30 protein-coding genes and 1 tRNA gene are annotated in these 25,748 nt (G+C 61.2%); 22 read left to right on the forward strand and 9 right to left on the reverse strand.

Annotated elements, in window-relative coordinates:
- Positions 1 to 37: 37 nt before the first annotated feature.
- From ACWESM_RS13430 to ACWESM_RS13440, 3 genes are read right to left on the reverse strand one after another with little or no spacing between them, the layout of a single operon-like run.
- The gene (locus tag ACWESM_RS13430) at positions 38 to 934 is read right to left on the reverse strand and encodes a phosphotransferase family protein (RefSeq protein WP_452491906.1); all 897 of its coding nucleotides are present in this window, start codon (positions 932 to 934) and stop codon (positions 38 to 40) included.
- Positions 931 to 1,299 (reverse strand): hypothetical protein, encoded by a 369-nt coding sequence (locus tag ACWESM_RS13435; RefSeq protein WP_452491908.1) that lies wholly within the window; start codon positions 1,297 to 1,299, stop codon positions 931 to 933. Before ACWESM_RS13435 ends, ACWESM_RS13430 begins: the two co-directional genes overlap by 4 nt.
- Positions 1,300 to 2,211 (reverse strand): helix-turn-helix domain-containing protein, encoded by a 912-nt coding sequence (locus tag ACWESM_RS13440; protein WP_452491910.1) that lies wholly within the window; start codon positions 2,209 to 2,211, stop codon positions 1,300 to 1,302. It abuts the gene before it with no gap.
- 409 nt (positions 2,212 to 2,620) lie between these two features.
- Here ACWESM_RS13440 and ACWESM_RS13445 point away from each other — a divergent pair, with 409 nt between their 5' ends.
- From ACWESM_RS13445 to ACWESM_RS13455, 3 genes are all read left to right on the forward strand, one after another.
- Positions 2,621 to 3,238, forward strand: coding sequence for a hypothetical protein (locus tag ACWESM_RS13445; RefSeq protein WP_452492180.1), 618 nt, complete (start codon positions 2,621 to 2,623; stop codon positions 3,236 to 3,238).
- Positions 3,235 to 4,323 (forward strand): radical SAM/SPASM domain-containing protein, encoded by a 1,089-nt coding sequence (locus tag ACWESM_RS13450; RefSeq protein WP_452491912.1) that lies wholly within the window; start codon positions 3,235 to 3,237, stop codon positions 4,321 to 4,323. Before ACWESM_RS13445 ends, ACWESM_RS13450 begins: the two co-directional genes overlap by 4 nt.
- 74 nt (positions 4,324 to 4,397) lie before the next feature.
- The gene (locus tag ACWESM_RS13455) at positions 4,398 to 5,042 is read left to right on the forward strand and encodes a hypothetical protein (RefSeq protein WP_452491914.1); all 645 of its coding nucleotides are present in this window, start codon (positions 4,398 to 4,400) and stop codon (positions 5,040 to 5,042) included.
- Here ACWESM_RS13455 and ACWESM_RS13460 read toward each other — a convergent pair.
- The 3 genes from ACWESM_RS13460 to ACWESM_RS13470 all read right to left on the reverse strand — a co-directional run bounded on the left by ACWESM_RS13460 (position 4,999) and on the right by ACWESM_RS13470 (position 7,093).
- Positions 4,999 to 5,595 carry a hypothetical protein gene (locus ACWESM_RS13460; protein ID WP_452491916.1) on the reverse strand — a complete coding sequence of 199 codons (597 nt, stop codon included), beginning with the start codon at positions 5,593 to 5,595 and terminating at the stop codon, positions 4,999 to 5,001. The two genes, ACWESM_RS13455 and ACWESM_RS13460, sit on opposite strands and share 44 nt — an antisense overlap.
- A gap of 101 nt (positions 5,596 to 5,696) precedes the next feature.
- The gene (locus ACWESM_RS13465) at positions 5,697 to 6,623 is read right to left on the reverse strand and encodes a carbohydrate kinase family protein (protein ID WP_452491917.1); all 927 of its coding nucleotides are present in this window, start codon (positions 6,621 to 6,623) and stop codon (positions 5,697 to 5,699) included.
- 5 nt (positions 6,624 to 6,628) lie between these two features.
- Entirely contained in the window at positions 6,629 to 7,093 is a 465-nt protein-coding gene (locus ACWESM_RS13470) for an NUDIX hydrolase (RefSeq protein WP_452491919.1), read from the reverse strand.
- Between the two features lie 222 nt (positions 7,094 to 7,315).
- Between ACWESM_RS13470 and ACWESM_RS13475 the strand changes: the two genes are divergently transcribed.
- Positions 7,316 to 7,513 carry a hypothetical protein gene (locus ACWESM_RS13475; RefSeq protein WP_452491921.1) on the forward strand — a complete coding sequence of 66 codons (198 nt, stop codon included), beginning with the start codon at positions 7,316 to 7,318 and terminating at the stop codon, positions 7,511 to 7,513.
- A 700-nt stretch (positions 7,514 to 8,213) separates the two neighbouring features.
- Here ACWESM_RS13475 and ACWESM_RS13480 read toward each other — a convergent pair.
- On the reverse strand, positions 8,214 to 10,913 hold the full coding sequence (locus tag ACWESM_RS13480) for a hypothetical protein (protein ID WP_452491922.1): 2,700 nt from the start codon (positions 10,911 to 10,913) through the stop codon (positions 8,214 to 8,216).
- Between the two features lie 103 nt (positions 10,914 to 11,016).
- On the opposite strand from ACWESM_RS13480, the gene ACWESM_RS13485 reads away from it, so the two are divergent.
- The 9 genes from ACWESM_RS13485 (at position 11,017) to ACWESM_RS13525 (ending at position 19,361) form a co-directional block, all read left to right on the forward strand.
- Positions 11,017 to 11,427 (forward strand): hypothetical protein, encoded by a 411-nt coding sequence (locus ACWESM_RS13485; RefSeq protein WP_452491924.1) that lies wholly within the window; start codon positions 11,017 to 11,019, stop codon positions 11,425 to 11,427.
- A 527-nt stretch (positions 11,428 to 11,954) separates the two neighbouring features.
- Positions 11,955 to 12,209: a hypothetical protein gene (locus ACWESM_RS13490; RefSeq protein WP_452491926.1), complete on the forward strand. Its 255-nt coding sequence runs from the start codon at positions 11,955 to 11,957 to the stop codon at positions 12,207 to 12,209.
- 64 nt (positions 12,210 to 12,273) lie between these two features.
- On the forward strand, positions 12,274 to 12,606 hold the full coding sequence (locus tag ACWESM_RS13495) for a hypothetical protein (protein ID WP_452491927.1): 333 nt from the start codon (positions 12,274 to 12,276) through the stop codon (positions 12,604 to 12,606).
- 148 nt (positions 12,607 to 12,754) lie between these two features.
- Positions 12,755 to 13,186, forward strand: coding sequence for a hypothetical protein (locus tag ACWESM_RS13500; RefSeq protein WP_452491929.1), 432 nt, complete (start codon positions 12,755 to 12,757; stop codon positions 13,184 to 13,186).
- Complete coding sequence (locus ACWESM_RS13505) at positions 13,128 to 13,481, forward strand: OmpA family protein (RefSeq protein ID WP_452491930.1); 354 nt, start codon at positions 13,128 to 13,130, stop codon at positions 13,479 to 13,481. The genes ACWESM_RS13500 and ACWESM_RS13505 overlap by 59 nt, the downstream gene beginning before the upstream one ends.
- Positions 13,482 to 14,021: 540 nt before the next feature.
- On the forward strand, positions 14,022 to 14,462 hold the full coding sequence (locus ACWESM_RS13510; protein WP_452491932.1) for a hypothetical protein: 441 nt from the start codon (positions 14,022 to 14,024) through the stop codon (positions 14,460 to 14,462).
- A gap of 185 nt (positions 14,463 to 14,647) precedes the next feature.
- Complete coding sequence (locus ACWESM_RS13515; protein WP_452491933.1) at positions 14,648 to 15,922, forward strand: hypothetical protein; 1,275 nt, start codon at positions 14,648 to 14,650, stop codon at positions 15,920 to 15,922.
- 1,165 nt (positions 15,923 to 17,087) lie between these two features.
- Positions 17,088 to 18,053, forward strand: a complete 966-nt coding sequence (locus tag ACWESM_RS13520) for a hypothetical protein (RefSeq protein WP_452491935.1) — start codon at positions 17,088 to 17,090, stop codon at positions 18,051 to 18,053.
- Positions 18,054 to 18,509: 456 nt separating this feature from the next.
- Positions 18,510 to 19,361 (forward strand): hypothetical protein, encoded by an 852-nt coding sequence (locus tag ACWESM_RS13525; RefSeq protein ID WP_452491937.1) that lies wholly within the window; start codon positions 18,510 to 18,512, stop codon positions 19,359 to 19,361.
- A 290-nt stretch (positions 19,362 to 19,651) separates the two neighbouring features.
- On the opposite strand, the gene ACWESM_RS13530 is transcribed toward ACWESM_RS13525, so the two are convergent.
- Positions 19,652 to 19,825: a hypothetical protein gene (locus tag ACWESM_RS13530; RefSeq protein WP_452491938.1), complete on the reverse strand. Its 174-nt coding sequence runs from the start codon at positions 19,823 to 19,825 to the stop codon at positions 19,652 to 19,654.
- A gap of 79 nt (positions 19,826 to 19,904) precedes the next feature.
- On the opposite strand from ACWESM_RS13530, the gene ACWESM_RS13535 reads away from it, so the two are divergent.
- From ACWESM_RS13535 to ACWESM_RS13575, 9 genes are read left to right on the forward strand one after another with little or no spacing between them, the layout of a single operon-like run.
- Positions 19,905 to 20,528: a hypothetical protein gene (locus ACWESM_RS13535; protein WP_452491940.1), complete on the forward strand. Its 624-nt coding sequence runs from the start codon at positions 19,905 to 19,907 to the stop codon at positions 20,526 to 20,528.
- An 11-nt stretch (positions 20,529 to 20,539) separates the two neighbouring features.
- Positions 20,540 to 20,854, forward strand: coding sequence for a hypothetical protein (locus ACWESM_RS13540; protein ID WP_452491942.1), 315 nt, complete (start codon positions 20,540 to 20,542; stop codon positions 20,852 to 20,854).
- Complete coding sequence (locus tag ACWESM_RS13545; protein WP_452491943.1) at positions 20,851 to 21,036, forward strand: hypothetical protein; 186 nt, start codon at positions 20,851 to 20,853, stop codon at positions 21,034 to 21,036. The genes ACWESM_RS13540 and ACWESM_RS13545 overlap by 4 nt, the downstream gene beginning before the upstream one ends.
- Positions 21,033 to 21,191: a hypothetical protein gene (locus tag ACWESM_RS13550; RefSeq protein ID WP_452491945.1), complete on the forward strand. Its 159-nt coding sequence runs from the start codon at positions 21,033 to 21,035 to the stop codon at positions 21,189 to 21,191. Before ACWESM_RS13545 ends, ACWESM_RS13550 begins: the two co-directional genes overlap by 4 nt.
- Positions 21,188 to 21,865 (forward strand): DNA methylase, encoded by a 678-nt coding sequence (locus ACWESM_RS13555; RefSeq protein WP_452491947.1) that lies wholly within the window; start codon positions 21,188 to 21,190, stop codon positions 21,863 to 21,865. The genes ACWESM_RS13550 and ACWESM_RS13555 overlap by 4 nt, the downstream gene beginning before the upstream one ends.
- Positions 21,862 to 22,488: a hypothetical protein gene (locus ACWESM_RS13560; protein WP_452491949.1), complete on the forward strand. Its 627-nt coding sequence runs from the start codon at positions 21,862 to 21,864 to the stop codon at positions 22,486 to 22,488. The genes ACWESM_RS13555 and ACWESM_RS13560 overlap by 4 nt, the downstream gene beginning before the upstream one ends.
- Before the next feature lie 30 nt (positions 22,489 to 22,518).
- Positions 22,519 to 24,186 (forward strand): replication initiator, encoded by a 1,668-nt coding sequence (locus ACWESM_RS13565; protein ID WP_452491951.1) that lies wholly within the window; start codon positions 22,519 to 22,521, stop codon positions 24,184 to 24,186.
- Between the two features lie 10 nt (positions 24,187 to 24,196).
- Positions 24,197 to 24,415 carry a helix-turn-helix transcriptional regulator gene (locus tag ACWESM_RS13570; protein WP_067809589.1) on the forward strand — a complete coding sequence of 73 codons (219 nt, stop codon included), beginning with the start codon at positions 24,197 to 24,199 and terminating at the stop codon, positions 24,413 to 24,415.
- Positions 24,415 to 25,629 (forward strand): site-specific integrase, encoded by a 1,215-nt coding sequence (locus tag ACWESM_RS13575; RefSeq protein WP_452491953.1) that lies wholly within the window; start codon positions 24,415 to 24,417, stop codon positions 25,627 to 25,629. The genes ACWESM_RS13570 and ACWESM_RS13575 overlap by 1 nt, the downstream gene beginning before the upstream one ends.
- Before the next feature lie 38 nt (positions 25,630 to 25,667).
- On the opposite strand, the gene ACWESM_RS13580 is transcribed toward ACWESM_RS13575, so the two are convergent.
- Positions 25,668 to 25,741 (reverse strand) — tRNA-Pro (locus ACWESM_RS13580).
- Positions 25,742 to 25,748: the final 7 nt, after the last annotated feature.

The following is a 25,748-nucleotide window of genomic DNA, read 5'->3' on the forward strand; positions in this document are numbered from 1 at the left end:
ACGTAGCTTTACGCTAGTGCGATGATCGCCCCCTCGTTCAGGCAAGTGCCTGCCATCCCATCCAGGGCCGGCGTCCACGGTCGCCATGGATACAAGCCAGCCGATGCTCTGCCTGCTCCTGACAGGTCGGATTGGCCGTCGCGGCCTGTGCCGCCATCGTGGTCATCCGGAACTCTCGGATATCGCGAAGCAGCTCGAATCCCGCCCAGGTGGTCACATCGTGGCCATAGACGGCGCAGAACTCGGCATACTGCTCTGCGGTGATCCACTTGAACGAACTGTGCTTGATTGCCGTGTGCACCAGATCCCACTCCGGCGGTCCGACCGATGTCCGCTCCAGATCGAGAAGGACGGCCTCCCCGCTTTCCATCGCGGCCACGTTGCCGACCCAGGCGTCACCGTGGATCACGCACCAGGGAAGCCCATCCGGAAGCGACTCCCACCGTTGCCGGAGATCGGCCAAATGTTCTTGCAGCCAACGTCTATCGGGATCGGACAGGGTGTGGGCGGCACTGATCCGTTCGTCCAGCCGCACGAACGGAGCGATCTCACCAAGGTTGAGTTCGGTGGGAATCGGCAGTTGGTGGAGCTGCTTGAGCAGGGCAGCCACCTGCGTCGGGGTGCCCTGATGGTGCGGCGGTAGCTCGCGCCAGAAGGTAATCGCGTGGCCTTCGACCTCGACGGGCTGGTCGACATCAGGAACAACCTGCACCGCTGGAACGCCGGATTGCTGCAACCAGCGAGCCACGTTGACCTCACGCCGCGCTGCATCCAATTGCCCCGGGCGACTTGCCCGAGCGACCACCGATCCTGGCAGCCGGTAGATGGCATTCTCGCTCACCTGAATCGGTTCGGCATGGTCCACGTCCAGGCCGACCGCGGTGCCAGCCGAACGCACGATCGCCAACCAATCGGTTCCGGTCACGTCCGTCATGCGTGAACCAGCGTGCTGTCGATCTGCGAGCGCAGTTCATCAACCTCCGCCGTTTGGGCATGAGTCTGGGTGAACATGCGAAGCTCACGCAGATCATCCGCCGCCCGGCGGGAACGAAGGTGTCCAGCGTCGCTGAGCGCAGTCTGGCCGAAGGAGGCAGCCTCTACCGGATCGCCAGTGGCCATGGTGAGCGACGCCAGCTTGATGCCAGATATCGCCCGCGAGCGAACAAAGGCGTCGGTGTGTCCGGCAACGGCAATCTCCAATCGTTGCCGGGCCTCACCGACGAACCGACCTTCGAGTGCCACATCGAATAGGGCATGCCCGGTATCGCCGGAGTGCTGGGCATGGTCGTAATAGGCCATTCAAGGCGGATCGTTTTCCGGCGCCGCCTGCGCGAACTCCTCGTCAGCTTGTCCAACCGCTCGCACGGCTTCGTCGGTGCGGTGCAGTTTGGCCAGCGCTCGGGCTCTCGCCGCGTGCAGCATGGCCCGCTCCGTCGCCGTCAGTCGATCAGCCCGGACCATAGCCAGTTCGATGAAGGTGAGCCCATCGTCGGGGTGCCCGCACCAGATGGCCTGACGAGCCATTGACGACAACACCTTGCCTCGAAGGTGCCAGTTGCCGACCTCTTCGGCGCAGGTCAGCCCGAGCTGAAACATGCTGCGGGCATCAGCGTGCGCGTAGGCATCGAAGGCCATGAACCCGGCCGTATGTCCGAGGAACCCGACCGCGCTGTGCAGGTCCATGCGGTGCTTCTCGGCACAACTGGCACCCAGCAAGTTCACGGCATAGCGCAGCTGGGCCGAGACCGCTTCTCGAACCAGGCCACCGCCGTAGGTGTGATCCCAGGAGCTGAACTCGCGCGCGGCAGTTCGCACCTGCTCGATTTCCGCCAGGCCGACCGTCGACGGGACAGGCGTTGGTTCAAGCTGGGCCAGCAAATCCAGTAGCGGCTGTTTGGTCGCGACCGCCGCAGTGACGCCCAGCGCGGCGCGAACAAATTCCTGGCGTTTCACATCACCGAGCGTAGCGCCGGACTTTGCTGGCAGCTTGAACCAAAGCAGCTCGGGCGGCACTTCCAGCGCCTCCGCCCAACGGATCAGTTTCGACAGTTGCTCGGGTGCTGGCCCCTTCTCGATACGGCTGAGTTGGGCCTGGGTGAGGCCAAGCCAGGTGGCAACCAGCTCCTGCGGCAAGGGCCGATGGTGAAATGGGTGCGTGCGGTAGGCGAAGATCACCCGGCCCATGTGCCAAGTGGCGAGCGCATCGCGCATCTGATCGGTTTGCCAGAAGGCTGGCGGTACCGGCGACGGCTCCTGTCGTTCATCCCGAAGCGTGATTTCGCATGGCGCGCAACGCGATTCAACATTGTACCGATTGAGCCTGCTCCCACAACGAGCGCAGTACCGCTCTGTCTGGGGTCCCCGCGTCATGATGGCCGCTCCCGGGTTTTCCTGGGTTTTCTCGCCGTTTCGCTTTGGTCGCGTGACCCTACCAGCGCTTGACAGGCGACGCTATGCGTTTCATACATACCCCGAATACCCGCTTGTCGTGGCCCTTTTCGCCCCAGAAACCGACCCTTGGGCGGGTCACGAAAACCCTGCCGAGGAAAGGGGTAGGCGTGGCGTTGTCCCTAGTAGTTCCCATCTTTGGTCCGCCAGCAGCGGGCAAAACGACGTGACGATGCAGCTCGGATCGGCACCTGGGCGTCGGGTGTTCCGGCTGCGCGAGCATGTCTCGCAGGAGGTGCTGGCCGCAACGGCGGTCACGCCGGAGCAGTTGGGGTGGATCGACGACTACACCGTCGCCGCAGCACTCCGCTCCTACTTCGAAACCGTCAATGCGGACCCGACGGTTCAGGCAGTGCTGCTCGACAATTTTCCCGGTTCCGCGGCGCAGGTTGATCAGCTGCTGGCGATCCTGTGGTCGCTGACGCCCTGCCACATCGAGGCCATCGAAGTAGTGACCGACGTCAAGACGCTCCGGCAGCGCGCCCGGAACCGGAAGGTCTGCCATCGCTGCGAGCGTGACCCGATCAACGATCCCCGCTTGCCGGCGATTCCGAGCGATGCCGACCCGTGGCAGTGCGGCCGATGCGGGGGCCTGCTGCATCCCAGACGCAGCGATTCACCACGGCTGTTCAAAGCGCGCATGCAGCGCTATCACCAAGCGGCAGTGGGCATCCGTGATGGCTTTGCCCGTGCCGACGTCACCCTCACCCAGCTCGACACCACCAACACCATCGACGGGGCGGCCAATTTACTTGTCCCGCCGCTTATCTCACGGAGTGCGCCACGATGACGACTGCCGATCTGCCTACCCCTGGCCTGCGAGCCAACAGCGATGGCTATGGCCATGCCCGCATGCCCCGTGGGGCCGATGTTCCCGAACCGGACCGGATTGACCGCGTCGCGTACGGCCGGTTCCGCAATGTCTATCTCTACATCACCGAAGCGTGCCAATTGCGCTGCGAGCACTGCTACATGGGTGAGCGGTTGGACCGCGCGCTCAAGATGCCCTTGCCGCAGATTGTGGACACCCTGACCACCTGGCGGCGGATGGGCGGTGACAAGCTGACCATCCTCGGTGGCGAACCCACGCTGCACCCGCACTACTGCGAGGCGATTCGTCTCAGTCGGAAATTGGGCTACGAGCACGTCATCACCACGACCAACGCCCAGAAGCCCGCGCTCAAGAAGTTCCGCAAGCTCGAACCCGACGATTTCGCCTACATCCAAGTCAGTTTGGACGGCGGTAGCGGCGATAGCCACGATGCGATCCGTGGCGCCGGGACCTTCACCCAGGCGCTGGAAACCACCGCCGAACTGACCCGCCGCGGTTTCGACACCCGCATCATTTGCACGGGGAACAAGGCGAACGAGCAGGACCTGCTGCAGCTGCTCGACATTGCCGATCAGCTCGGGGTCAGCCTGGTGAAGTTCCATGTCTTCTCAACCATCGGCACCGGGCACGGCAACCCGGATATGGCAATGAACCCGCGGGAGTGGGTGGAGTTCTGTGACAACCTGAACGTTGTCGCACCGCAGTACAAAACGCGGGTGTGGTACCAGCCGACCTATGCCCGGCGCGACCAGATGGAGCGCTACGCCGCCGAGGGCTACCAGGGGTGCATCGGCCGGACCCTGGATCGCATCTCGATCTTCCCGGACGGCCGCTGCTACGTCTGCTCCTACCTGTTCGACACGGAGCTGCACTTCGCCCAGATGGTCGACGGTCAGGTGCAACTGAACCACGGGGTTAATGAGTTCGACCTGTTCACCAGCGCGCTGGCCGAAAGCTCCTGCGGCGGCTGCAAAGCCAGTGCCTGTCAGGGTGGCTGCCCGGCCGAGGAACTGGTGATGGGCAAAGCGTCTTGTGCTGCCTAGGACGACATCGTGCCGGTCTGCCGGTTGTGGAAATCCAGCGCCAAACCCGAAAGCGAGTCTGTCTGATGGATGCCATGGACACCCTGGTCGAGAAGCTTCGCGACCTGGACTGGAACGACATCGACGCCGTCGAAACCGCCTGCATCGAAGTACTCGATCTCTTGGTCGAAGACCCCAGCATCGTGCGCGATCGGATCACCGTCCTGCCCACTAGGCCGGAGTTGTTCACCCTGTGCGAGCACTACGACATCCTGGACAAACTGGTGCTGCACGATGACGCCGAGGCCGGCTTCCGCGTTCGATTGCACATCTTCCTGCACGGCTACTTCGACCGGCCACATAATCACCGGTGGAGCTACGCCAGGCGGATCCTGCGCGGCCAGTACCGGCACTACCTGTTCGGCAACGCTGAAGTGGATGAGCATGTCGATCCGGCCAAACTGCCAGTGCTCCAGGCGCGAGAAGAACTTGTCGGTTCCAGCTACGCCTTGCACCACTCGATGGTGCACGCCGTGGTGGCCGAGCCCTACACCGCCTCGTTGGTCATCCGTGGCCCGGCCGTCAAGGATCGCTTCTTGGTCATGGACCGGACGACTGGGCAGGCGTGGTGGCAGTACGGAGCCGAGCAGGAAACCGCCGAGGAGGCAGCGCGGAAGCGGATGAGCCGCAGCAGATTCAACGAGATGGTGCGACTCCTGGAGGAGTGGGGAGTGTGCTAGCGATAGCAGGCTGGCCCTGCCCATTCTGTTCGATCCATGGCTGCGGGGGCAACGGCTCAGGTCGGGTCCAGCTGAGGCGCGGTGGGTGCGCGGCACCCACGTCCTTGGCAAGCTGGTGCCGGAGGTCGCTCGCGAGCACGCGAAGTGCGCCGATTTCGTCATTCGAAACAGTGTCATCGTCGGCGGGTTGCGATTCCCTCACCGGAGCTTCGGTTTCTACAAGTGCGGTAACCAAACGCATGTAGATTCTCTTGGCTTCTGGTGTCAGGAACATCCCTCCGGCACCTTCACCGAAGTACCAATCATGGAACGACTCTCGAAACCTTCGAATGTCCGCCCGCGTGACGTCCAGATTCGACTTGGGCCAATAGCGTGGAAGACACCCAGTGGTATGAAACAGCGCTTGGTAGTGTTCAAGCCGCTTGGTCTGAAGGGTCTGATCATATGAATGCTCAAGCGTGAGCTGCAGGTTCGCTCGTGCTGTGACGTAGGTAATGATGCCGCCAACGATTGAACCGAGTACCGCCCCGATGAGCCCGACGAGAACCGTCACAACACGTCTCCGTATGCAGCAAAGGCCGAGCAGCCGTATTACTTCCTCCTATAACAGGATACGGCGACAGGAGCACCAGCCGACAGTTGTTGCATAGACCATCAGGCCACGCCAACTCTTCCCGCCGAACCGAACGCCTCCAGTTCGGTCAGCGTCGGTAGTGGGGCACCGTGGTGTCGTGCGCACCGCAGTGCCCCACTCGCCGACCCGAGCGCCATACTGCGAACCATCGACCACCTCTCCCGCAGGCCATAGAGCAGCCCGCCCGAGAACGCGGCGCCTGCGCAATGGGTATGCCGCACCGTCACCGGAAAGGCAGGCGCGGCAACTTCGTCCGTGCGGCTCACAGCCACCGCTCCATAGGCTCCAGCCGTCACTACCACCCAGGCCGCGTTGCTTTCCGCCAGCAGTGATCGGGCGACGGTGAACGCTTCGGCGTGGGCGCTGTCATCGACGTTGGTTTGCACGAGCAGCTTTTCGTAGCCGGCCGCCGCGGACCGAATCCCATCCGATAGCGGCGATCCGCCGAGGTTGATAAGCAGCGGAGCGTCCGCCGCTCTGGCCGCCGTGATCACCCGCACCGCGGCCGTCTCGATCAGTTCGTATGCGTCGACGTAGACGAATGCGGCGGTCTGAACTGGCGACAGATCGACCGCTTGTAGTGCGTCGACCGCACCGGGCAGATGCGCGAACCACGTCCGGGTGTGGTGCTGATCAGCGATCACCACGATCCACGGCGTGATGACGTCGGGATCGGACATAGCGGTCGTCGTGACATTGCGGCGCTGCAGCCAGGTTTGGACTGTCCGGCCGTCCTGAGCATCGCCAATTATGTTGGCTACGAGCGTGGTTGGAACATCGAGTGCGGCCAAGACTGCCGCGGCCATCGGGCCATCGGCAGCGATGGACTGCTCGGTGGCCCGAACCTCGGCACCGTGGTTGGCAGCCGGAAACAGCGGCACGCTCCAAAGTTCGGCCAGGGCAAGATACGAAACACAGACGATCGGGCCGTCAGCACGTGCCGCCATGATTCTCACCAGCCGTAGACGGAGAAGACGCTGCCCTTGGCGATGTGGTGCATGGCTGTGCTGCAGTAGTCAATCATGTGGTCGGGCAGTGCATCCGCCGCGAACCACTCAAGCGCGCTGCACTTGTCCGGCTCCAGATTGGTGGGTTCTCCCTGCCACGACCGGACGGTGAAGAAGAACGCCATCCGGCCGCCCGAGGATGAGTTGTGCATGATGTGGCTGAACTGCACATCAGCCGGAACGATCGTCACGCCGATCTCTTCATGGGCTTCACGGATCAGAGCGTCGATGACAGATTCGCCGGCCTCAATGTGCCCCGAGGGCAAATGCCATGCCCCATCTTCGAATCCGGTGTTCTGACGCTGGCCAAACAGCACTTCGTTACCGCGGCGCAGCAGCAGATGGACATCGCCGGTGACCTGGTGACGCTGGGGGTTGGTTTCGTGACTGGATTCAGTCGTAACGCTCATACGGGCGCGTTTCCTTCCATCCTGGATTATATCGCTGACCTGAACTTTTACCGAACTTCGGGGTGAATCACGCCGAGCCTAATCCGTTCGTGACGTCCGGCCTATACGCCGGACGCATAACGCGGCGAGCCAACGCGGTATAGCCCCTGACCAGGGGTTACGCGAATTCTGGACCGCACCAGCCCGCCGGATAACGGCCAAACCGTAAGGGAGGCAACCGTAATGCGTACGAAGCCACGTCATATTCACATCGAAAGCGGTGCCCTCACGCTCGACTACCAGGCGAGCGCCGAGCAAGCACAAAGCATGGCGGACGAGCTGACCAGCGGCGGCTACGCCGACTTGGAACTGGTGGTGACCATCGACGATAACGTGCCCGAGGATTTGCCGCTGCTGCCGTGTGCCGAGCTGTGGGAGTGAGCGTCACAGGAAGAAGCCGAAGACGATGTCAAATCCACGGCAGCACAGGACATTTGTCCAGGCCGATGGCAAGCTGGCCGAGTTCATGTGCCAGGTGTCCTTGATGGAGCTAACCGTCGAACGAGCCCGAGAACTTCGGTACATCCACCGGTTTCATCACCCAGACGAGTGCGTCGTGCACTTGGAGGCCGCGTATCTGTTGCTTATTAGCGAAGACGACTGCTGAGTGGAATGTCGGCCTCCCTCGTCATGATCCTGTGGCCTGCTTCGGTGTTCTTCACGGCGGTGCTGAGCTTCCGGTTTGTTGGTGGTGGAAGAGGGTTCTGACGACCAACCGTCACACCGTCACCTTGGTCCGGCGTCACAGTGACGCTATGGATCCGACCGATGCCATGGGTGGCGGCAGCGGCGATGAGGGCTCCTGGCTGCCAAGGCAGTCGGTCTCGGCGCCGGAGGGATGGGTGGAAGATGAAGCGGCGGGCTATTCAGACGATCCGCGATCCGAGATGGAGGCCGCAACTCACCCGATAGAGAGGGTGCCGGCCCAGGGTCGAGTTGGACGAGGGTGGCGCGAGGATGAGGACACGGCGGTTCTGCCGCGGTTGCAAGACATACTGCCTCCTACGAGAGCGACGCCGATTCGACGGCCGCCTTGGGTGGGTAAGGATGACTGTCCAAGTCCGCATTGATATTTCATCGGCTACGGCAACTCCTCTAATATGTAGCGCTCTAATTGCTTGTGTCGGAAGAGGTAGACGGCACCCGACTGGCGCAAGATCCCTCGCCGGTGTGCATCATCGAGAAACGAAACCAAAAGACGCGGCATCTTTCCCGTAAGCGCCAACCACCCTCGCGTCAGAATGGCCCAGCGACCCCAAGCGCTGTTAACGATACCTGTTGCGATACCTGTCGAAATTCCTAGGGCCACACTTGCCCACGGATTAATGATGAAGGAAAGTACAACTCCGTGTGCCAGGCTCGTCATGACGGCGTAGTAGATGGTTTGGGACCGACTGTTGGCTATCATCTTGGATGGATTCGCCACTTTGTCGACTTGGAATCGAGCGTGGGGGCCGAATGCGAGCAGCAGGAATAATCCATATACCAATCCGAGGCGAAACCAGTCCCACCATGTGCCTATTGGAGCTTTTTCCAGGAATCCAACAGCACCGATGATGGCAGCGGTGCCTACTCCACCACCCACCGCCAGCGCTGTTTCATGGCTCCAGGACTTCGAATGCGCTTGCTTAAGCCAAATTCGTAAGGGGTACGACGTCAAGCCAGCGGCAATGCCTGCGATGGGTAGCGTCAGCCATCTGTAGGGATACTCGACCAGCGGGCAGTTGAGAAGCAGCCACCCGGTCATTGCACCCGCTAGGCCGAAAATGGGCGCTTTCACTATTTCACACACAAAATTGTAAAAGCTACCAGGTGCTAGAAGGCTGAAGCCGATAGGCGGCTCGCCCGGTACAAAATATACGCTCAGAAATCCGAAGATAGATCCTATGGCGAGCCCGATGGAAAGGTTTGCGATATTGAAGTCTACGGCAATACTAGCAATTGCACCCACGAGGCCGAGAAGGATGGCGGCAATGAAAGCTCGTGTCGTCCGAGGAACCTTGTTAGCCAGTTCCCACCACTTCAGTTCGCCGTTTTCCAAGTTGCGGGCTGTGTAGTTAAGCCATACCGGAACTCGTTTGCTGTCATAGTAGCGACGCTTGCGTGACGTGATTATTCCGTCTTCGGCCCCATCGTGATCCGATTCAGTCTTGAAGGAGGGAAAGGCTGAAGCGACAAACTGCGAGAACAGCATTCGTTGTAGATGGAAAATGTCCTCGAATTGCGTTTCGAGAAGCCTCTCAGGGCTCCGTTTACCCACATCTGATACGTAGATCGCAGAAGCGAGAGAAACCATCAGAGGACTGGTAAAAGCTTCGCGCAGCGGATCTGTTAACGGGCGCTCCTTGAGTTGATTCAGGAGGTACCGCCATTTTGAGGCGGCAGCTCGTGTGCCGCGAGCAAGCGAAAGGTACTCCTCTATGTCGTCGACTTCCAGGCTTTCCAACTCGATTGCCCACGCCCCAGGCAGAGGTCCGATATCGCTTACCGTCTCTCGGTATTGATCAATACGACAGGTGAGAACGAACGGCAGGCTCGTTCCTTTCAGCCGTTCCATCGCGGCTTTGCGACGCGGTGCTGGCTCATTGCTGGGGATAAGGGCGATCCTGGGGTCAGTTTTGTTGTCGCTATCTGGGCTAGCCTTTCGTTCTTCGTTTCCCTTCTCGTCCATTTCGTCCAAGCCCTCAAGGATCGGAAGAATCCGCTTGGCTATGAGCTCCTTGGCATCGTCTTCGAGGCCAGGGTGGTCGCGAACAAGTACGCTGGCCAACCAGTCAATGAACCCTATCTTTTGATCGGTCGAGTCCCAGGATGAGAGGTTGAATATGACCGGCACCCGCCCGTTGAGAGTGCCGGGATCGTTCGGCGGTGAGGTACCCAGATATTTCCCGAGGATGGTATAGGAGAAATCTCTGACCATGGTCGTCTTGCCTGAGCCGGGACTGCCCAGAATAACGAGCCGACCTGATTCAATCTGAGAATAAAGCTTGACAACGTCGCCGAATACGCCGCGTAGCATCGACCTGTTTTCCGTATCTACCGGGGAGTACTCCCAATGATCTGTGAGGGTATCGTCGGCGACGCGCCATCGGACCGGAATTACCGAACGATGCAGTTGGTGCAGCACGGCTTCGTCATGCAACTCCTTCCGAACAGCTTGAGCGAGTTGGCGGGCTGTGTCGGCAAGATGAGGGTATACGGTTATCTGATCTGGTCTGGGGATTTCACTTGCTTGCTCTGTCGGTTGTTTGTTGGCGACGGTTTCCGCGGGCTGCGCAATCGGTGGTGGTGGCGAAGCCGTAACTTCTGGCGGTGCTGGATTCGCCTCGTCGGCAACTTTACCGTCGTCGATAACAGAGAGGCAGTTGCTAATAATCTGTGCTGCTAATGCGTCCAACGCCTTGTCTTCCGGGCCACCTTTCCGAATGAAGTAGCCTTTCGTATAGGAGGTTCTTTTAACAGCCTCCTTCCGAAGATCATCGGGCACCATATGCTCATGACCTTTTAATAAGCCAAAAATAATCGTCAGCAATTCGCGATGACTAGGCGCGCTAACATTCTTGATTTGCTCCCTGAGAAGAAGGGAGATCTTTCTTCCGGATGTAAATGTGGGTAGGCAACCTTCAAGGCTCTCGGCTGCGATAAGAAGTACTGGTATCTCAAGCCCTCGTCCAACACGAGTGTCAAGTGAGGCGAGACCAGCGTCACGCACGATATTAAGTTGTTCGGCAACGACTTTCAAGAGTCGTTCGTGTTCCGCCCCTGATGGATCATCCTTCACATCAGGAAGTGTAGCAGCGAAGCACCGCTATACCCGACAGTATTAAGCCATATTATGTATCAGGCATTGTAATTACATCGAAATTTTGAGAATCTATATATAGATGAACGAAAGAGATCCAGTACCCGAATGGAATCCGCAACGGCCAGAAGTATATAGACGACGGCCAGGTGTTAATTATGAGCAGTATATTGAATCATTCAATATATGTGACTGGATTCTGGATACATATCGCCTGGTAGATAGTGATTCTAGCCGGTGGAATTGCAAAAAGGGCCTGAAGGATAATCTGGCGTCGCTCTCCGGCGCATTGGCGAAGAGATATCCAGAAATCGGCCGTGAAATCCTGGATGCGCTTCATCATCAAGATCCGGATGCCGACTTTGGCAGCATCGGATATGAAGTTGAGACAGAACTCGGCCTACAGCAGGCATCTCCCGGAGAAGATCATAAGCCCGGCGCATCATCTCCCGACGCATTGCCTCCCGAGTCCCCGGCTGCTCCAGCGTCCTAATCTCGGCGAAGGCTCGACCTAGGTCCTACCCAGCACCTACCTAGCCTCTACTTTTCGGCATCTGCGCTGGTGAAGGCTCATTTCGGCGTGCAGGCTGAGTGTCGAGGTGCAGACCTCAGTCAAATACGGAGAAATCCGAAACCCGCGCCCCCCGGCGCAGCGCACACGCACCCTGACAAATTCACAGTGAAAGAACCTTCATGGAACCAACCGCCTTCACGGTGTGGTCATACGCCATGTTGACCCTCCTCATTCTCCGCCCGCAGGCGGCACGGGAGCTGTGGAAACAGCTTCCGTGGCCTGAGCGGAAAGAAGATGAGGAGGAACAGCGCCAAGCGCTGCGCTGCAACTGCCGACCTTGCCCCAATCGGGAAGTCTCGAAGCAGAAACAGCAGCAGAGGCCCAAACGCAAATCCACACCGAGACAGAAATGAGGTTGCCGCCGGAAGATTCCTTCCGGCGGTTCCTCGCTCAACGTTCTTTATCGCACCACGCATGTAAGGAGGTGCCCATCCGTGGGTACCAAAATGACCCCCGAAACCACCGGCCTGGATATGGCCGAGTCGCTGTATCCGGTCGTTCCGGACAGTGATGACGTGAAGGTGGCGAGCGAAATCTTCGCCTTCGCCCATTCCCGTCTCAAGGAGCTGCGCCGGGATCTGGATTCGGTTTTGGCCGAATGCGAAGAAGTGGCCCCCTTCGCCGTGAGCCACACGAAGCGCCTCGGCGAACTCCTGACCAAGGCCCACATCGGCTGGTTCATCCACTGGCCGCACGAGTAGCTCCGACTTCACGCCGTTCCGGGGGGGCGCCAGGCTCGTCGCCTGGTGCCCACCCCATCCCCATTTGAACTTTCTGAAGGAAACCATGTCTCCACCCACCAGCAGGCGCAGCCACCGCCTGCACCGCAATATCATCAATCTGTTCGCCAGCGCCGCAACTCTGGCCGCTGTGCCCGGCCTCACCGCCTGCGCTTCCAGCATCACTTCCGAGCCCGCCCCCGTTGTACTGGTTGTCCCGGCAACCTCGGCTGAACCTCTCCCGACCATCCCGAAATCCGTTGAGGCAGAACTCATCTCCTACGCGAACCAGGCCAAGCATCCCGGCGATGCCATCGTGCGCATCGTCAGCTTGGCCGACGGTCCGGTCATCGAACGGGACTTGACTCCTCTTCGGTAAGGACGTCGAACACGGCAATGCGAAAGCTCGCAAAATCCGCGAGAACATCGAGGCCCTGAAAGAGCATCTCGCCAACGTTCAGGCCACGGCGCCGGGGTTGGAGCTGGTTCGCCTCATGGACCGGGGCAGCCAATATCCTCGCGCCCGGATGTTCGTGTTGAGCAGTGGCGCAAGCACAGAACCGCCCGTCGATCTGGACGTTCGCGGCCTGAGCTTCAATCCAGCAGAGATCGCCGAATCCATCCATCGTCAGGGTCTTTTGAACCTGCCCGGCCACCATGTCACCTATGCCGGCCTCGGCGTGACCGGCGGCAGCGTACAGCCTCGGCTGCCTGCCTACGGGCGTCGGTTGCTGGAAGACCTGTGGATGCAGATCTGCAAGAAGGCTGGTGCCGCTCGCTGCGACATCGCCGAGTCCGAACCGGTGGCGGCACCACCGCGGGCAACCCTGTCCGTACCGATCGTGCCAGTGCTAGCGGCCTTCACCGACGCTGACGGATGCCCGCGCTACGCCCGGCTGGATGACCAAACTCTTGCATTTCGCTCCGGACAGTGCCGCGTTGTCAGCCTCGGCCGATGAAGTGCTGCGGCCCCTGGTGGAATCCGCCAGACGCTGCCGAGTGCGGCAAGTGGATGTGATCGGGCACATCGCTTGCACGACACTCGACGGCCGCGACAGCAGCAACCTGTCTGGCCGGCGGGCTCAGGCCGTGGCATCACGCCTTGAGGCCCTGGGCCTGCCACCCAGCGTGCTGGGCACTGTGGTCGGCCGCGGGGCCAACGAGCCGGTCATTCCCAACCTGACGCCCGATGGCCGGTTCATAGAATCGGCAGCCGTGCTGAACCGGCGGGTGGAAGTGACGCTGTGGCAATGATCATCGCCGCTCGGTCGATGCCGTGAACACCGGCGTATTGGGTTCGACCGCAACGCTTATCGCTGAGTCACGCGCCAGCACCGCTACCGAACCGCAGCACTTTCCTGCCACTTCCACCAGCTACTTATCAACACCGAAGGAGTTCCTATGGCTCGTCCCTTGAACCGGAGAGCCCGGTCAACACCCAGAACGTCCAGCTCGTCACCGCCATCCCCGGCGTACACGCCGCCCAGGTATCCAAGGCCGATGTCTGGACCGCGGTGCGCGGCGGGTCGTTGGCCCGCCGTAAGGCTGCCCCGATCGTGTGGGCGTTGTTTCGGGAACAGCTGCGTATCAACAAGTCCCGCTCGGCCGACCGTCTGAGCTACGGGGAGGCTGAAGTCACCAGCGAAGGTGTCCAGGCCGCTACGAAGATTCGGGACGAGGCGGTGGCCCAGCTCGGAAAGCTCACCCAGCGGGCCGTGCAATTGCGGGGCAATATCTGCCTCGTGGAGGCCGAGACTGGCCAACACGGCAGCGGAACTGAGCCTCGGTATCGAGATGTTGCGCGATGCGCTTCGCCTGGTCGCCAATCCCCGCCAGCTCTACCACGACGGCACCGACTCGATCCGCCGTCTGCTCAACGAAACATTCTTCGAGCGCTTCTACCTGGACGACCCGGATGTGGCTGCGGACGAGAAGACACCGCTGTTCACCGAACTGCACGATGCCCACCGGGCCTACCTGCAACGAGCCACTGCCGAGGCTGAGGGTATGCGGCTGGCGTCCGATCGGGCCGGACATCACCCCGCAAGCGGATCGAAAGGGTCGGAACGACGGAAGCGTCCACCTGCCTCAGATCCAACCGCTGAACAGCAGGTCAACGAGGGAAAATTCCCCGGAAACGACTCGGGCCTTACCCTCGTCAGTGTCTTTTCAGTCACTGGTTCAGGTAAGGCCGCGCTGGTCGGGCTGACAGGATTTGAACCTGCGACCACTTGACCCCCAGGTCGGTCGGGGTGCTAAAAGTGCAGGTAGATAGCTGTTTTCGGTAGTTCGCTGGCTCGTATCGAGCAGCACGTTGTTTGGCATCGTTCATAGCGTGTGGTCCCGTTGTGGTCCCGCAACACTTCGGGTTGTCGTCGAATCCGTCGAGCGAGTCAGGCGGTGAGAGCTATAGTCCGCCTGTGCAGTTGGACGCGCTCACCAGCGATGCCGTGCTCTCAGCGATCCAAGAGTTCGACGACTCGGGCCGCGAGAAGTTCTTAGCTGATCACGGGTTTGGAAAGGCTCGTGGGTACTACATCGAGCACAACGGCACGCTGTATGACTCCAAGGCGATTGCTGGCGTCGCATACGGCAACTTGCCGGGACGAAAACCGCTGCTCCCCGGCGAATTTAGCGGCGGGGATGAGACTGTGGCACGTGCCTTGCGGGCGCTCGGCTTCCACGTTGCTGTAAAGGCCAAGGACGCGAATGTGAGAACAGCTGCCAAGGAGCAAACCGACTACTGGTGGTCTGGCGACAGCTCCGAGAACTGCTGGGTGGAGATCCGCGGACTTGAGGGCATCGGTATTTCGCTGATGTGCCCTGACCTCCGCCAGAACGGTAGCCGCGACCCGTGGTACGAACTGGTCTCCTCGGTCCGGAAGAGGGATGTCGTCTACCACTACAGCACTCGCGAAAGTGCGTTCGTCGGCCGCTCTGTCGCTGCCAAAGACGCCTTTCATGATGCCGCGGACGGCACATACTCAGTTGCACTGACGGGATTCTCTCCCTTCGGCACTATAGTTGATCTCGCCGAAGTGCGTCGAAAGGCCGATGCCTTGTATGCCGAGCGTGACCGGCTAGCCATGGCATATGAAGGGCAGAAGTTGTATTTGCCCTTCCAATTCAAGCAAGACCGTTCGCGCATGGCGATGATGTCGAACTACTTCGCCAAGCTCCCGCGATCGATCATAGACATCCTATTCGACGGCCAGGCGCTGACCGAGCGGACGGCTCCGGTGCCGGAAATCCGCACGGGTTTCCTTCAGCCCTTCAAGCCGAAGGCGGACTCTGACTACCTGGCCGCCGTTGCCGCGAGCAGCAGTAGACGGACACGGGCACATGAAACGCTGGTAAACGCATTCGCTCAGTGGCTCGATGCACGCGGGATTGTCCCGCTCCGTAACGCCGCTATCGACCTGGGGACGGAAAACCCGCCTACAATCATCGAGGCCAAGCGAGTGAACGGCCGTTTTGCTGATGCCATCCGGGCGGCTGTGGGCCAACTGTATGAGTACAGGTATTTCGAAGTTGCGCGGGACGACTCCGGCCTAATATTCTTGGCCGACGAACCCATCCCGCCTACCTGGTGTAATTATCTTGAAGATGACAGGGAGATTGGCGTGATCTGGCCAGAGGGATGCGGCTTCTATCTGAGCGATCTCGCCACTAAGTTCCTGGAGCTAGACGTCTGAGCCAGTCAGGTATGCAAGTACCGGGAGGTAACCTTCCGGCTTACGTTCCGACCGTAGCGGGTTTACAGCGCGGTCTCTCAATCGCCCCGCTTTCGATCCCACTTACAGCGCGCAAATGGAGGATACTATTCTGATGGATGTAGCGTTTGGTCCGTTTCCCTTGGATGTTGCCATATGGGGAACCGTTGCGGCATGGGTGGGGTCAATCGTCACATCGGCATCGTTTGCTTTCGCCGCCTACGTTTTCTTTAAGAACTCAAGCCTCGATGCCAAATCGCAAGCCCGCCATATCCGATTCGTTCACCTTTATTGGACGTCGGACGGATATCATACCCAAATATCAAACTATTCTGATAAATCAATATTTGAAGTTACTCCCAATAGGGGAAGGAAGTATCCTTTTCGTGAAGTTCTTAGAGGGGTGTGCGAAGGTCGGTATCTTGCTGATGACGAGGTTCAGCATCTAAGAAGTGAGTGGGAATCTACAAGTGGTGGTGAAACTTCTATCTTAAATGCTGAGAGTAGCCACCTCGGCCCGGGAGTGGCGCGCGAATTTGCATACAATGGAACAAAGAGGGTCACGGAATGGTATTGGCTAGAGTTTCGTGATGCAATGGGCCGGAAATGGAAGATTAGTCTGGATGGAACTGATCCTGTACGCATAAGGGAAGGTCGGAGTCTTCGAAATTCAATCCGTCACCCGCGCCTCACAATCGCCGCGCTCGGGCGCCGTAGAAAGCTGAATAGGTGGCTGGACGAGAACTCGTAGATCGAGTCGAGTCCGGACGGGTACAACTCTCTCCGCGGTCAGAGGACTCTCCCAGGCAGTGACAGTGAAGAGGCCGCAATCGACGAGGGGCTGCTAGATCCGTTAAGTGCCTTCGAAGATGTCCAGGATCTTGCGAGCGGATTGTGGTGTCCCGGCGGCGGACCGTGAAAATGTGCCTTGAACTCGGTAAAGGGTTCTCCCAAGTTCTCGTCCTTCCCGACTGCTGCCGGGCCTCTCACGGCCTGTGGACGGCCTGGCACCATGTATCAGCGTGACTTGACCTCTGGTCTGTGCAAGCATCAAGAGTTTCCGCTCTGTAGACGTACATTCGTTATAAGATTTACCGTAATACAGGGCATCCAAAATCCAGCAACCTCTAATCGAATGGAATAGTAAATGGTTGACAGTCTCGAATGGCGGAGCCCGCTTGAAGTGCACTGGCTGTGCGATCATGAATTAATCGGAAGCGATATCGAGACAAAAATTTCCGGCTATCCAACCGTGATACATTTCCCGCATGACACCGTCGGTCGCGATGCCGACAGAATGCTCCAAAAGCCTCCCCAACTTATCGGCTCAGTACTGGATCAAGATTGGGGAATGGCCCGCGAAAACCCTCGGATTGCGACAGTCATGCGACTGGGTTTTACCGCAATTGTCCCGCCAGGATTGAACCCGGAGACAATGAAGACCGACATACTCAATTCGCTTGATCCATGGCTTGACATTGCCATTGATTGGCTGAGCGTTCTGACCGGAACCCATACGAGACACGTTGGCCCGCAGTTTCATTTGGCTTTCCAAGATAGAACCATGATGTTTGAGATATCGAACTCCGAAGCGAAGCATGCACCAGGAATTAGACCAATCCCCGTCCCGTCTTCACTACCAGGTAAAATAGCGACGAAGGAGGCCGTTGAATACTGCTTTGAGCGCGCAGCCTCGGTCGAGCCAGTTCCACTGGCCTGGTCTCTAATCAGCGAAGCACGGGCGCTGCACCGGGCTAGGCAGTATCGGCGGGCAGTGGTAGATGCTGGCAGCGCTGTCGAAATGGCAGCCTACGCCCTGGTGCAGCTTGAATTGGCAAGCAAAACGCCACCGGGTGTTGCGAAATATCTGATGGAAGCCCGGGGGAATCTTACACTGGGCACATTAGTGACCTACCTCAAAGCTACGGACTATCCACTGCCGCCCAATCTGTATGAAGACCTTGTTGTGATTCGAAATAAGGTGCTTCACTCCAATAAGGGAGTCGGACCCGTACTTCCGACCGAATCCGAAAGTGGGACGGCAATAGAAGTAGCGACTAAGGTAGTGAAGGATGCGTTTCCGCTTGCCGCAGGTACCCCAATACTCTGGTAGCGGTTACATGGGAAATTCCCCCGACCAGATTGCCTGGTTAGGGGTATTTCTCTGTCTGAGCGAGTTCGCCTTATGGCCCAAGGGTGTGGCCAAGTGACCGCTTTATCCGTGCGTTGGGGCACGTAGGAGGCACGGGCAGCCGGGTCGTCCGACCGTTCCCGCCGGCCTTCTGCTCCGGAGGCAGGTCAGAGGCAGATTCGGGGGTTCTCGGCCGGGTGTTGATATATCGAACTGTCGCGGTTTGGTCTGGGTCAGTTTGCCGCTGTTCGGGGCGTTCGTGTCACCGATGTGTCATCGAGGGAGGACGCCACGACTCAGGACGTAGCGACGCCGTACGTGCTCTTGAAGCTGGAGGGGTGTGGGAACACTGTGCACGCCGCCATCCACCAGGGCCACGCGTAGGTTGCGCAGCCTGATCCGATAGCAATCCGATGGAATGCCGTTATGCTTATCCACGTGATTACCGGCATAAAAACGAGCCACCTCTATGCAGCATGTCGGGTGCGAACCGTGCACCACTATGAACCGGGGGGCACCGATAATTCAGGTAGTGCTACTGGATTTGTAGTGATGTTCGCTCCCGGTCGATTTGCCCTTATTACCAATCGCCATGTGGTCGATCTGCCATGGAGTGATTCTAAGTTTGACGGGACGAAGCTAACCGGACTGGTGGCAGAAATCTGGACGGGCGACGTTGCGGGAGCGCTGGAACGAGTGCATGTCATCCTAGATCCGTCAGGTGTCCGCTCGCATCCGGATCCCTCGGTAGATGTCGCTGCGATCGAGCTAGTGATGTCGGATATGCAGATACGAGACAACGACGGCGCGCTGAAGCCGGATACCTTCAACTTGACGGTCTTCGGCGGGTTCACACTCGATTACTTCGCTACAGAAGAGGACTTCGCCTCCTTAATTGATGTAGGCGAGATGCTGTTCTTTCCCGGGTATCCCGAATGGTACGACCGGAATGGGGAGCGTCCGATTATGCGAACCGGTGCTATAGTTAGTGACCCCCGCTATGGGTACAGGCGCACGACTGGGCCCGTATCCAGCAAAGATGGAAATCATCAGATTCTTTTCGATGCCTTCTCTACGAGCGGGAATTCCGGTAGTCCGGTGTTCGTTGCGCAGCGAGGCTTTGTCCCGGGCGGGGACATAACCACACCAAATTCGCGTCCGCACCGGTTCATCGGCATCAATGCCGGGCATTTCGAAAACTATGGAGACAATTCATCACGCATGCATCACGTCGGGCTGTCGCGTATGTTCAAGGCAACTGCGATCGCAGATCTTGTTACGAGACTGTAAGTCCAGCCGCCGACATCGGACCATGGCGAAGTCGGGCTGTGGCCCTGCCGTGTGGTGGCTTGCAACATAGGCGGGCTGGCTGCGCCTGCCCCCTTATCGGCCTGCCTTTCGCGCGTAGAGGCTCCGGAGTCAAGAGTGAGCGAAGCTCATCACGCAGTGACGCCGTAGGCGCTCTTGACGCTGGAGGGGCGCGTGAACACAATGCAGGCCACCACACAGCAGGGCCAAGCGGCCGTAGGACGCTCAGTAGTTCGGCAACCGGGAGAAGGGGGCCGAGGCCCCCTCCGGGATCAGTACGGGTACCGGGCCATGGTCTCGATGTTGCGGCGGTACTGGGCGTCGCACCGGTGGCAGCGCCAGCGGATCTCCTGCTGCTCGCCGTGGGTGGGGTACTCGTAGAGGAACGGGACCGCGGCGGGCCGGTCGCATCCGCGGAGCTGGCAGGTGTCGGGCTTGGTGATCATCGTTCGGGTTCCTCTCCGGTTGGGGTGGTCTGGCTGAGGGCGTCTCGATCACGGCTCCGGCGGGTGTGGCGAGAACCGGTTGTTCGTCCGCTTCGCCACCGACAACACCACGATCCTCGCCATGCTGGCCGAAGCCGTCGAGCTGATGCGTGAGCGGCTGGCCAGGATGCGGGCGGCGGGGCTGCGCAAGATCGTCCCGAGCACGGATGAGCCGTTGATCCTGATCATCATCGATGAGGCGGCGTCGCTGTCGTCGTATGCGACTCGGGAGGAGCAGCAGGAGTTCCGCCGTCTGACGGGGCTGTTGTTGTCGCAGGGTCGGGCGGCGGCGGTGTCGGTGGTCGCGGCGTTGCAGGACCCGTCGAAGGAGACGATGCCCAATCGGCAACTGTTCCCCGTCCGCATCGGCCTGCGCTTGGACGAGCCGACTCAGAGCGCGATGGTCCACGGGCAAGGCGCCCGCGACCGCGGCGCACGCTGCGACGAGATCTCCGACCTGACACCGGGTGTCGGCTATGTCGGTGAGGACGGTAGCAGCGAGTTCGTTCGGGTGCGGGCGTATTTCGTCTCCGATGACGACATCGACGCCATCGTGGACGCCTACTCGCCCGCGCCCGAGATCGCCGCTCCGGCTGAGGATTACAGCGGCTTCGACCCCGATGACCTCGGCGACGAGCCTGAAGACGGGCCGGTGGCGGCATGAAACGGGGCTTCGTGACCGAGACACATGTGGTCGTCTACTGCGATACCTGCGGCGACCACTACACCGAGGGTGAGAACGAGGCGGTCTGCTTCGACTCCGTCACCCAGGCCATCGCCTACCTCACCGTCCACTCTGCGGGCGGTGTCGGCTGGGTCTACGACGGCGACAAGGTCACCTGTGACGGCTGCCAGGCCACCAACCGGTGCGTCGAGCACGGCCACACCTTCCCTAAGTCCTGGCGTACCACGGTGTGGCCGCTGGGCAATTCCACCCGTTCGCGCACCTGCGAGGTGTGCGGCGTCCCCGAGATCGAGGCCCAGCCATGAGCAACCACCGCTACGACGACAACGTTATCGACCTGACGGCTCGTCGCCGCTGCCATTTGGAGCGTTCCGGGTTGGACTCGGCCGCGATCGCCGCGCACCTGCTGGTCGAGACCGGGGTTGTCCCGCTGTGGGACAACAGCGACGACCACGACGACTTCGACGGTGGGGACTGGGCAGCATGAGCGCGACCCGACCGGCCGCGATTGAGGTCAACCCCGTCGTGCGGGCCGCAGCCGAGCAGGTGAGCGACCGCAAGCGGCGTGCCCGCAAGGACATCCACGCTCCGTGTTCGGGGCAACTGGCGTTGTTCGAGCCGAGGCCAGGAGAGCGGGCATGACACGGCCGAGGCTGCTGGACTTGTTCTGCTGCGCGGGTGGGGGCGCCACGGGCTATCACCGTGCCGGGTTCGATGTCGTCGGCGTGGACATCGCGCCGCAGCCGCGTTACCCGTTCACTTTCCATCAGGGGGACGCGCTGGAGTTCCTGGCCGCGCATGGGCAGGAGTTCGACGTGGTGCACGCTTCCCCGCCGTGCCAGCGTTACAGCCCGCTGGCGGCGTTGTACCCCGATCGGGAGTACCCGGATCTCGTGGCGGCGACCAGGACGGCGTTGCTCGCTGTCGGTGCGCCGTTCGTGATCGAGAACGTGATGCCCGCACCGCTGGATCTGGCTCGCTCGATCACGTTGTGCGGCAGCATGTTCGGGCTGCGCACCTACCGCCACCGCCGCTTCGAATCCAACGTCACATTGCGGCCCCCGGCTCACCCGGCGCATACCGCTCGCACGGCCACGACCAACAGGCGGCAGCGGTGGGCGGAAGGCTGGAACGTCTCGGTCACCGGCCACATCGGCACCTACGTCGGGCCTGAGGCGATGGGCATCGACTGGATGACCGGCGACGAACTGTGCCAGGCCATCCCACCCGCCTACACCCACCACATCGGCGCCCAGCTGCACACGCACCTGAGCGACCCGTCCGGACAACTCTCACTCTTCGAGGTAGCGGCATGAACACCACCACCGTCCACATTCGCAAAGACACCCACCTGGACGCCTTCGACTTGGCCGCGCTCGGCCTGCTCCACTTCCTGGCCGCAACCCTGGTCGGCCTGTGGTGGCTGGTGCTGTTCCCGATGATCTCCCTCCCCCTCGCCTTGGTCGTCACCGCGTGGGTGCTGTGGGGGTGGCCGGTGGGTCTGGCGGCTGCCGGGGTGTCCGTCGCCGGACTGGTGCTGTGGCGGCGTGCCTACCCGCGGATGTTCGACCGCTGGGTCACCCGCCGGGCACGTGCCCGGTTCCTGACCTGGCACCGCTACCGGCGCCGCTGGGTCAAGCTGATGCGCGCCTGCCACCTGAGCATCGACCGCGGTGACCGCACGTTCATCCCGCGCCTGCTCGGCGTGGAGATCGGTGCGGCGACGGATCGAGTTCGGGTGCGGATGCTCGATGGCCACTGCCCGGCGGACTTCGAGAACCGCGTCTCGCAGTTGGCGCACGCCTTCGGCGCCTTGGACTGCCGCGCCACCATCACCGGCCCCGGCACCGTCGAGTTGGCGTTCCGCCGCTCGGACTCGCTCGCGGAAACGGTGATCCTGCCGCGGGTGGATCACTGGATCAGGCCGAAGGCGGCGTAGATGGAACCTGATACCACTGACACTGACTCGGTGGTCCCGATCCGGCAGACCGCGGCCGAGCGCCGTAGCCTGCCGGATTTCCGGGATGTCGCCCACGCGCTGGCCGATGAGCAGCACGTCTGCCGTCGCCCGGTGCCGATGCGCGCTGAAGACCCGAGAACGCTGCGGGTGGATTACGTCGGCGCCCCGTGCAAGTCCACCATCGAATCCGTCTGCCCGGCATGCGCTGCCAAGGCCCGGTATCTGCGGATGACGCAATGCCACGAGGGCTGGCACATGAGCGCCGAACCCGAGATCGACAAGCGCGCACCCACCCAACAGCAGAAAGACCTGATCGCGACACGTTCGGATCTGTTCGCCGCCTACCAGGCCGCGAAGGAAGAAGACGACCGGCAGCGGATGGACGACGCCGCCGAAGACGTGGCCGGTATCGACAAACAACTCCGCGAATCAGGTTTCCGCGGCCGGTTGCCGGACCTGGACGCCACACGCAAGGATCGCCGCCAGCGTTCCACCCGGCGCCGCCAAGACGTACCGGACCTGCCCCGGCACAAGGTCGCCAAGACCACCATCGGCCGCGAGTACGCGGGCAAGTACCGGCCCTCCACGTTCGTGACGCTAACCCTCCCGTCCTACGGGCTGGTGCACAAAGACGGCGCGGTCAACTCCAAAGGCGAGGTCTGCGGGGACGGCTCACCGCGTGACCCCGACTCCTACGACTACACCCGCGCGGCGCGCGACATCGTGCATTTCGCGGCCCTGGTGGATCGCTGGATACAGAACCTGCGGCGCGCGGTCGGCTGGGACGTGCAGTACTTCGCCACCGTGGAACCTCAGCGTCGGGGCGCCCCGCACCTGCATCTGGCGATTCGGGGATCGATCCCGCACGCGGTGTTCCGGGCGGTGACCGCGGCGACCTATCACCAGGTGTGGTGGCCCCGGTTCGACCCGGAAAACGAGGTGTACTCCGGCGACACCATGCCGGTGTGGGATCACGCGGCCGGCACTTTCACCGACCCCGACACCGGGCAACCGTTGACCGGATGGGACGACGCACTGGACATCATCGACTCCACCGATGACCTGGAACCGGCGCACGTGATCCGCTTCGGTGTCCAGGTCGATTCCAAGGGCATCCTCGGCGGCACACCGCAAGCCGACGAGAAGGTCCGCTACCTGACGAAGTACCTCACCAAGTCGGTAGCGGAAATCCTCGAACCTCAATCCCGGCGGGCGGCCGAACACTACGACCGGCTCCACGCCGAACTTCAGCACACGCCGTGCTCGCCGCGGTGCGCGGTTTGGCTGCGTTACGGCATCGTCCCCAAGGGCGCCACGGCCAAGACGCAGCCGGGTCGCTGCAAGGGCAAAGCGCACCGCCGGGACACGTTGGGGCTGCCGGGTCGGCGGGTGCTGGTGTCGCGTCGCTGGTCGAACAAGACCCTCCCGGACCACAAGCACGACCGCGCGGAGTTCGTTCGGCAAACCCTCGCCGCGGTCGGGATCGTCAAACCCGATCGCTCGCACTTGATCATCACGCCCGTGGAACCGGGCGACAAGAACGTCCCGCCGCGCGATCACCTGATCATGGCGGCGGTCTCCCAGCGCATCACCTGGCGCGCCGAGTACACCAGAGCACTACTCGCCGCCAGTCCGCCAGGGGCGCAGAAAACTTCGGCAATCACACAAGCAGCCTGAGGAGGGGTTGATGGATACACGGCTGGTTGACGGCAAATGGTATTCGACGGCGGAGCTGGCGTTGCTGCTCGGCATCGATCCGTCGAGTCTGCGGCGGTGGCGTACCGCGAATCCTCCGTGCGGCCCCGCGTTCGTGCGGGTCTCTCCGCGGGTGGTGAAGTACGCGGCGGAAGATATCGAGGTGTGGTTGCGGGGTCGGCGTACTGATCCATCCCAGGCGGCGGCGTAATGGCTGAACGAGCGAATATCCCTGTCGGCGTCCGGCTGTCGTCCGACATCGAAGAGCGGCCGGACTACGGTCGACGTCCGTTCAAGGCGCGAGTCCGCTGGACTGATCCAGCGACGAAGAAGCGCCCCTCGGTCTCGGAACCGTTCGAGACTCGGGAAGAGGCTGAGGCGTGGATCGCCCGTCTGGAGCGGAAGGCAGCCCAGGGGATCGACCCGAAGACGGCCACAATGCGCCTGGCGGACTACGGCGAGGCGAACATGGAGTTGGCGTTGCGGGGTCTGGAGAAGAAGACCACCGACCCGTACATGGCTGGCTGGCGCAAGCGCGTGGTTCCGACGTTGGGGCATCTCCCGGTGGCCATGCTGACCAATGGTGCGGTGGATCGCGCGGTGGTCGGTTGGATCAACGACGGCGCCGGTAAGTCGACGGTGAAGAACAGTCTCGCCGTGCTGGTGCGGGTGATGGAACAGGCTGTGCGGGACGAGGTTCGGGAGACGAACCCGGCGCGGGTGCGTGGTTGGCAGAAGCTCTATCAGCAGATCGAGGACGAACTCGATGATCCGCGGTCGCTGGCGTTGCCCAACTGGTCGGCGCTTCTGACGCTGGCTGATGCCCTGGTGGCTCGTTCGGCGGATCGGTATCAGGGCTGGGGTGATGTGGTGATCTTCGCTGCCTGCACCGCGTCCCGTATCGGCGAGGTCTCCGGCTGCCGCGTCGGCGACATCGACACTGATACCTGGACCTGGCGGGTGCGGCGGCAGACCACACCGGGGCCGGGCGGCATGGAGGATAAGGGCACCAAGGGCAATCGGGTGCGCTACGTTCCGCTGATCGAAGAAGTTCGGCAACTGGTTACTCAGCGCATCGCGATCGTCGGAGCCGACGACCCCGATGCCCGGCTGTTCCGCGGCCCGCGCGGCGGACGGATCGCTACCGGCGTGCTCCGGGATGCCACCCATTGGGATGAGGTCGTGACCAAGCTCGGCTATGAGCACCTTCGGCGACACGATCTGCGGCACACCGGACTGACGTGGATGGCCGATGCCGGGGTGATTTGCACGTGCTCCAGAAGATCGCCGGACATGCCGACAGCCGGACTACAGAGCGGTACCTCCACCCGGATCGTCGGGAGATCACCGGGGCCGGTGACAAGCTCTCCGAGCACCTGCGGTCCCGTTCTGGTCCCGCTCTGCGGGTGGTCGGCGAATGAGTAAAGCCCCTCCGACGCTGGTCAGAGGGGCTTTCTCGTCTGTCGGGCTGACAGGATTTGAACCTGCGACCACTTGACCCCCAGTCAAGTGCGCTACCAAACTGCGCCACAGCCCGTTGCGTC

Source organism: Nocardia sp. NPDC003999, assembly GCF_053604885.1.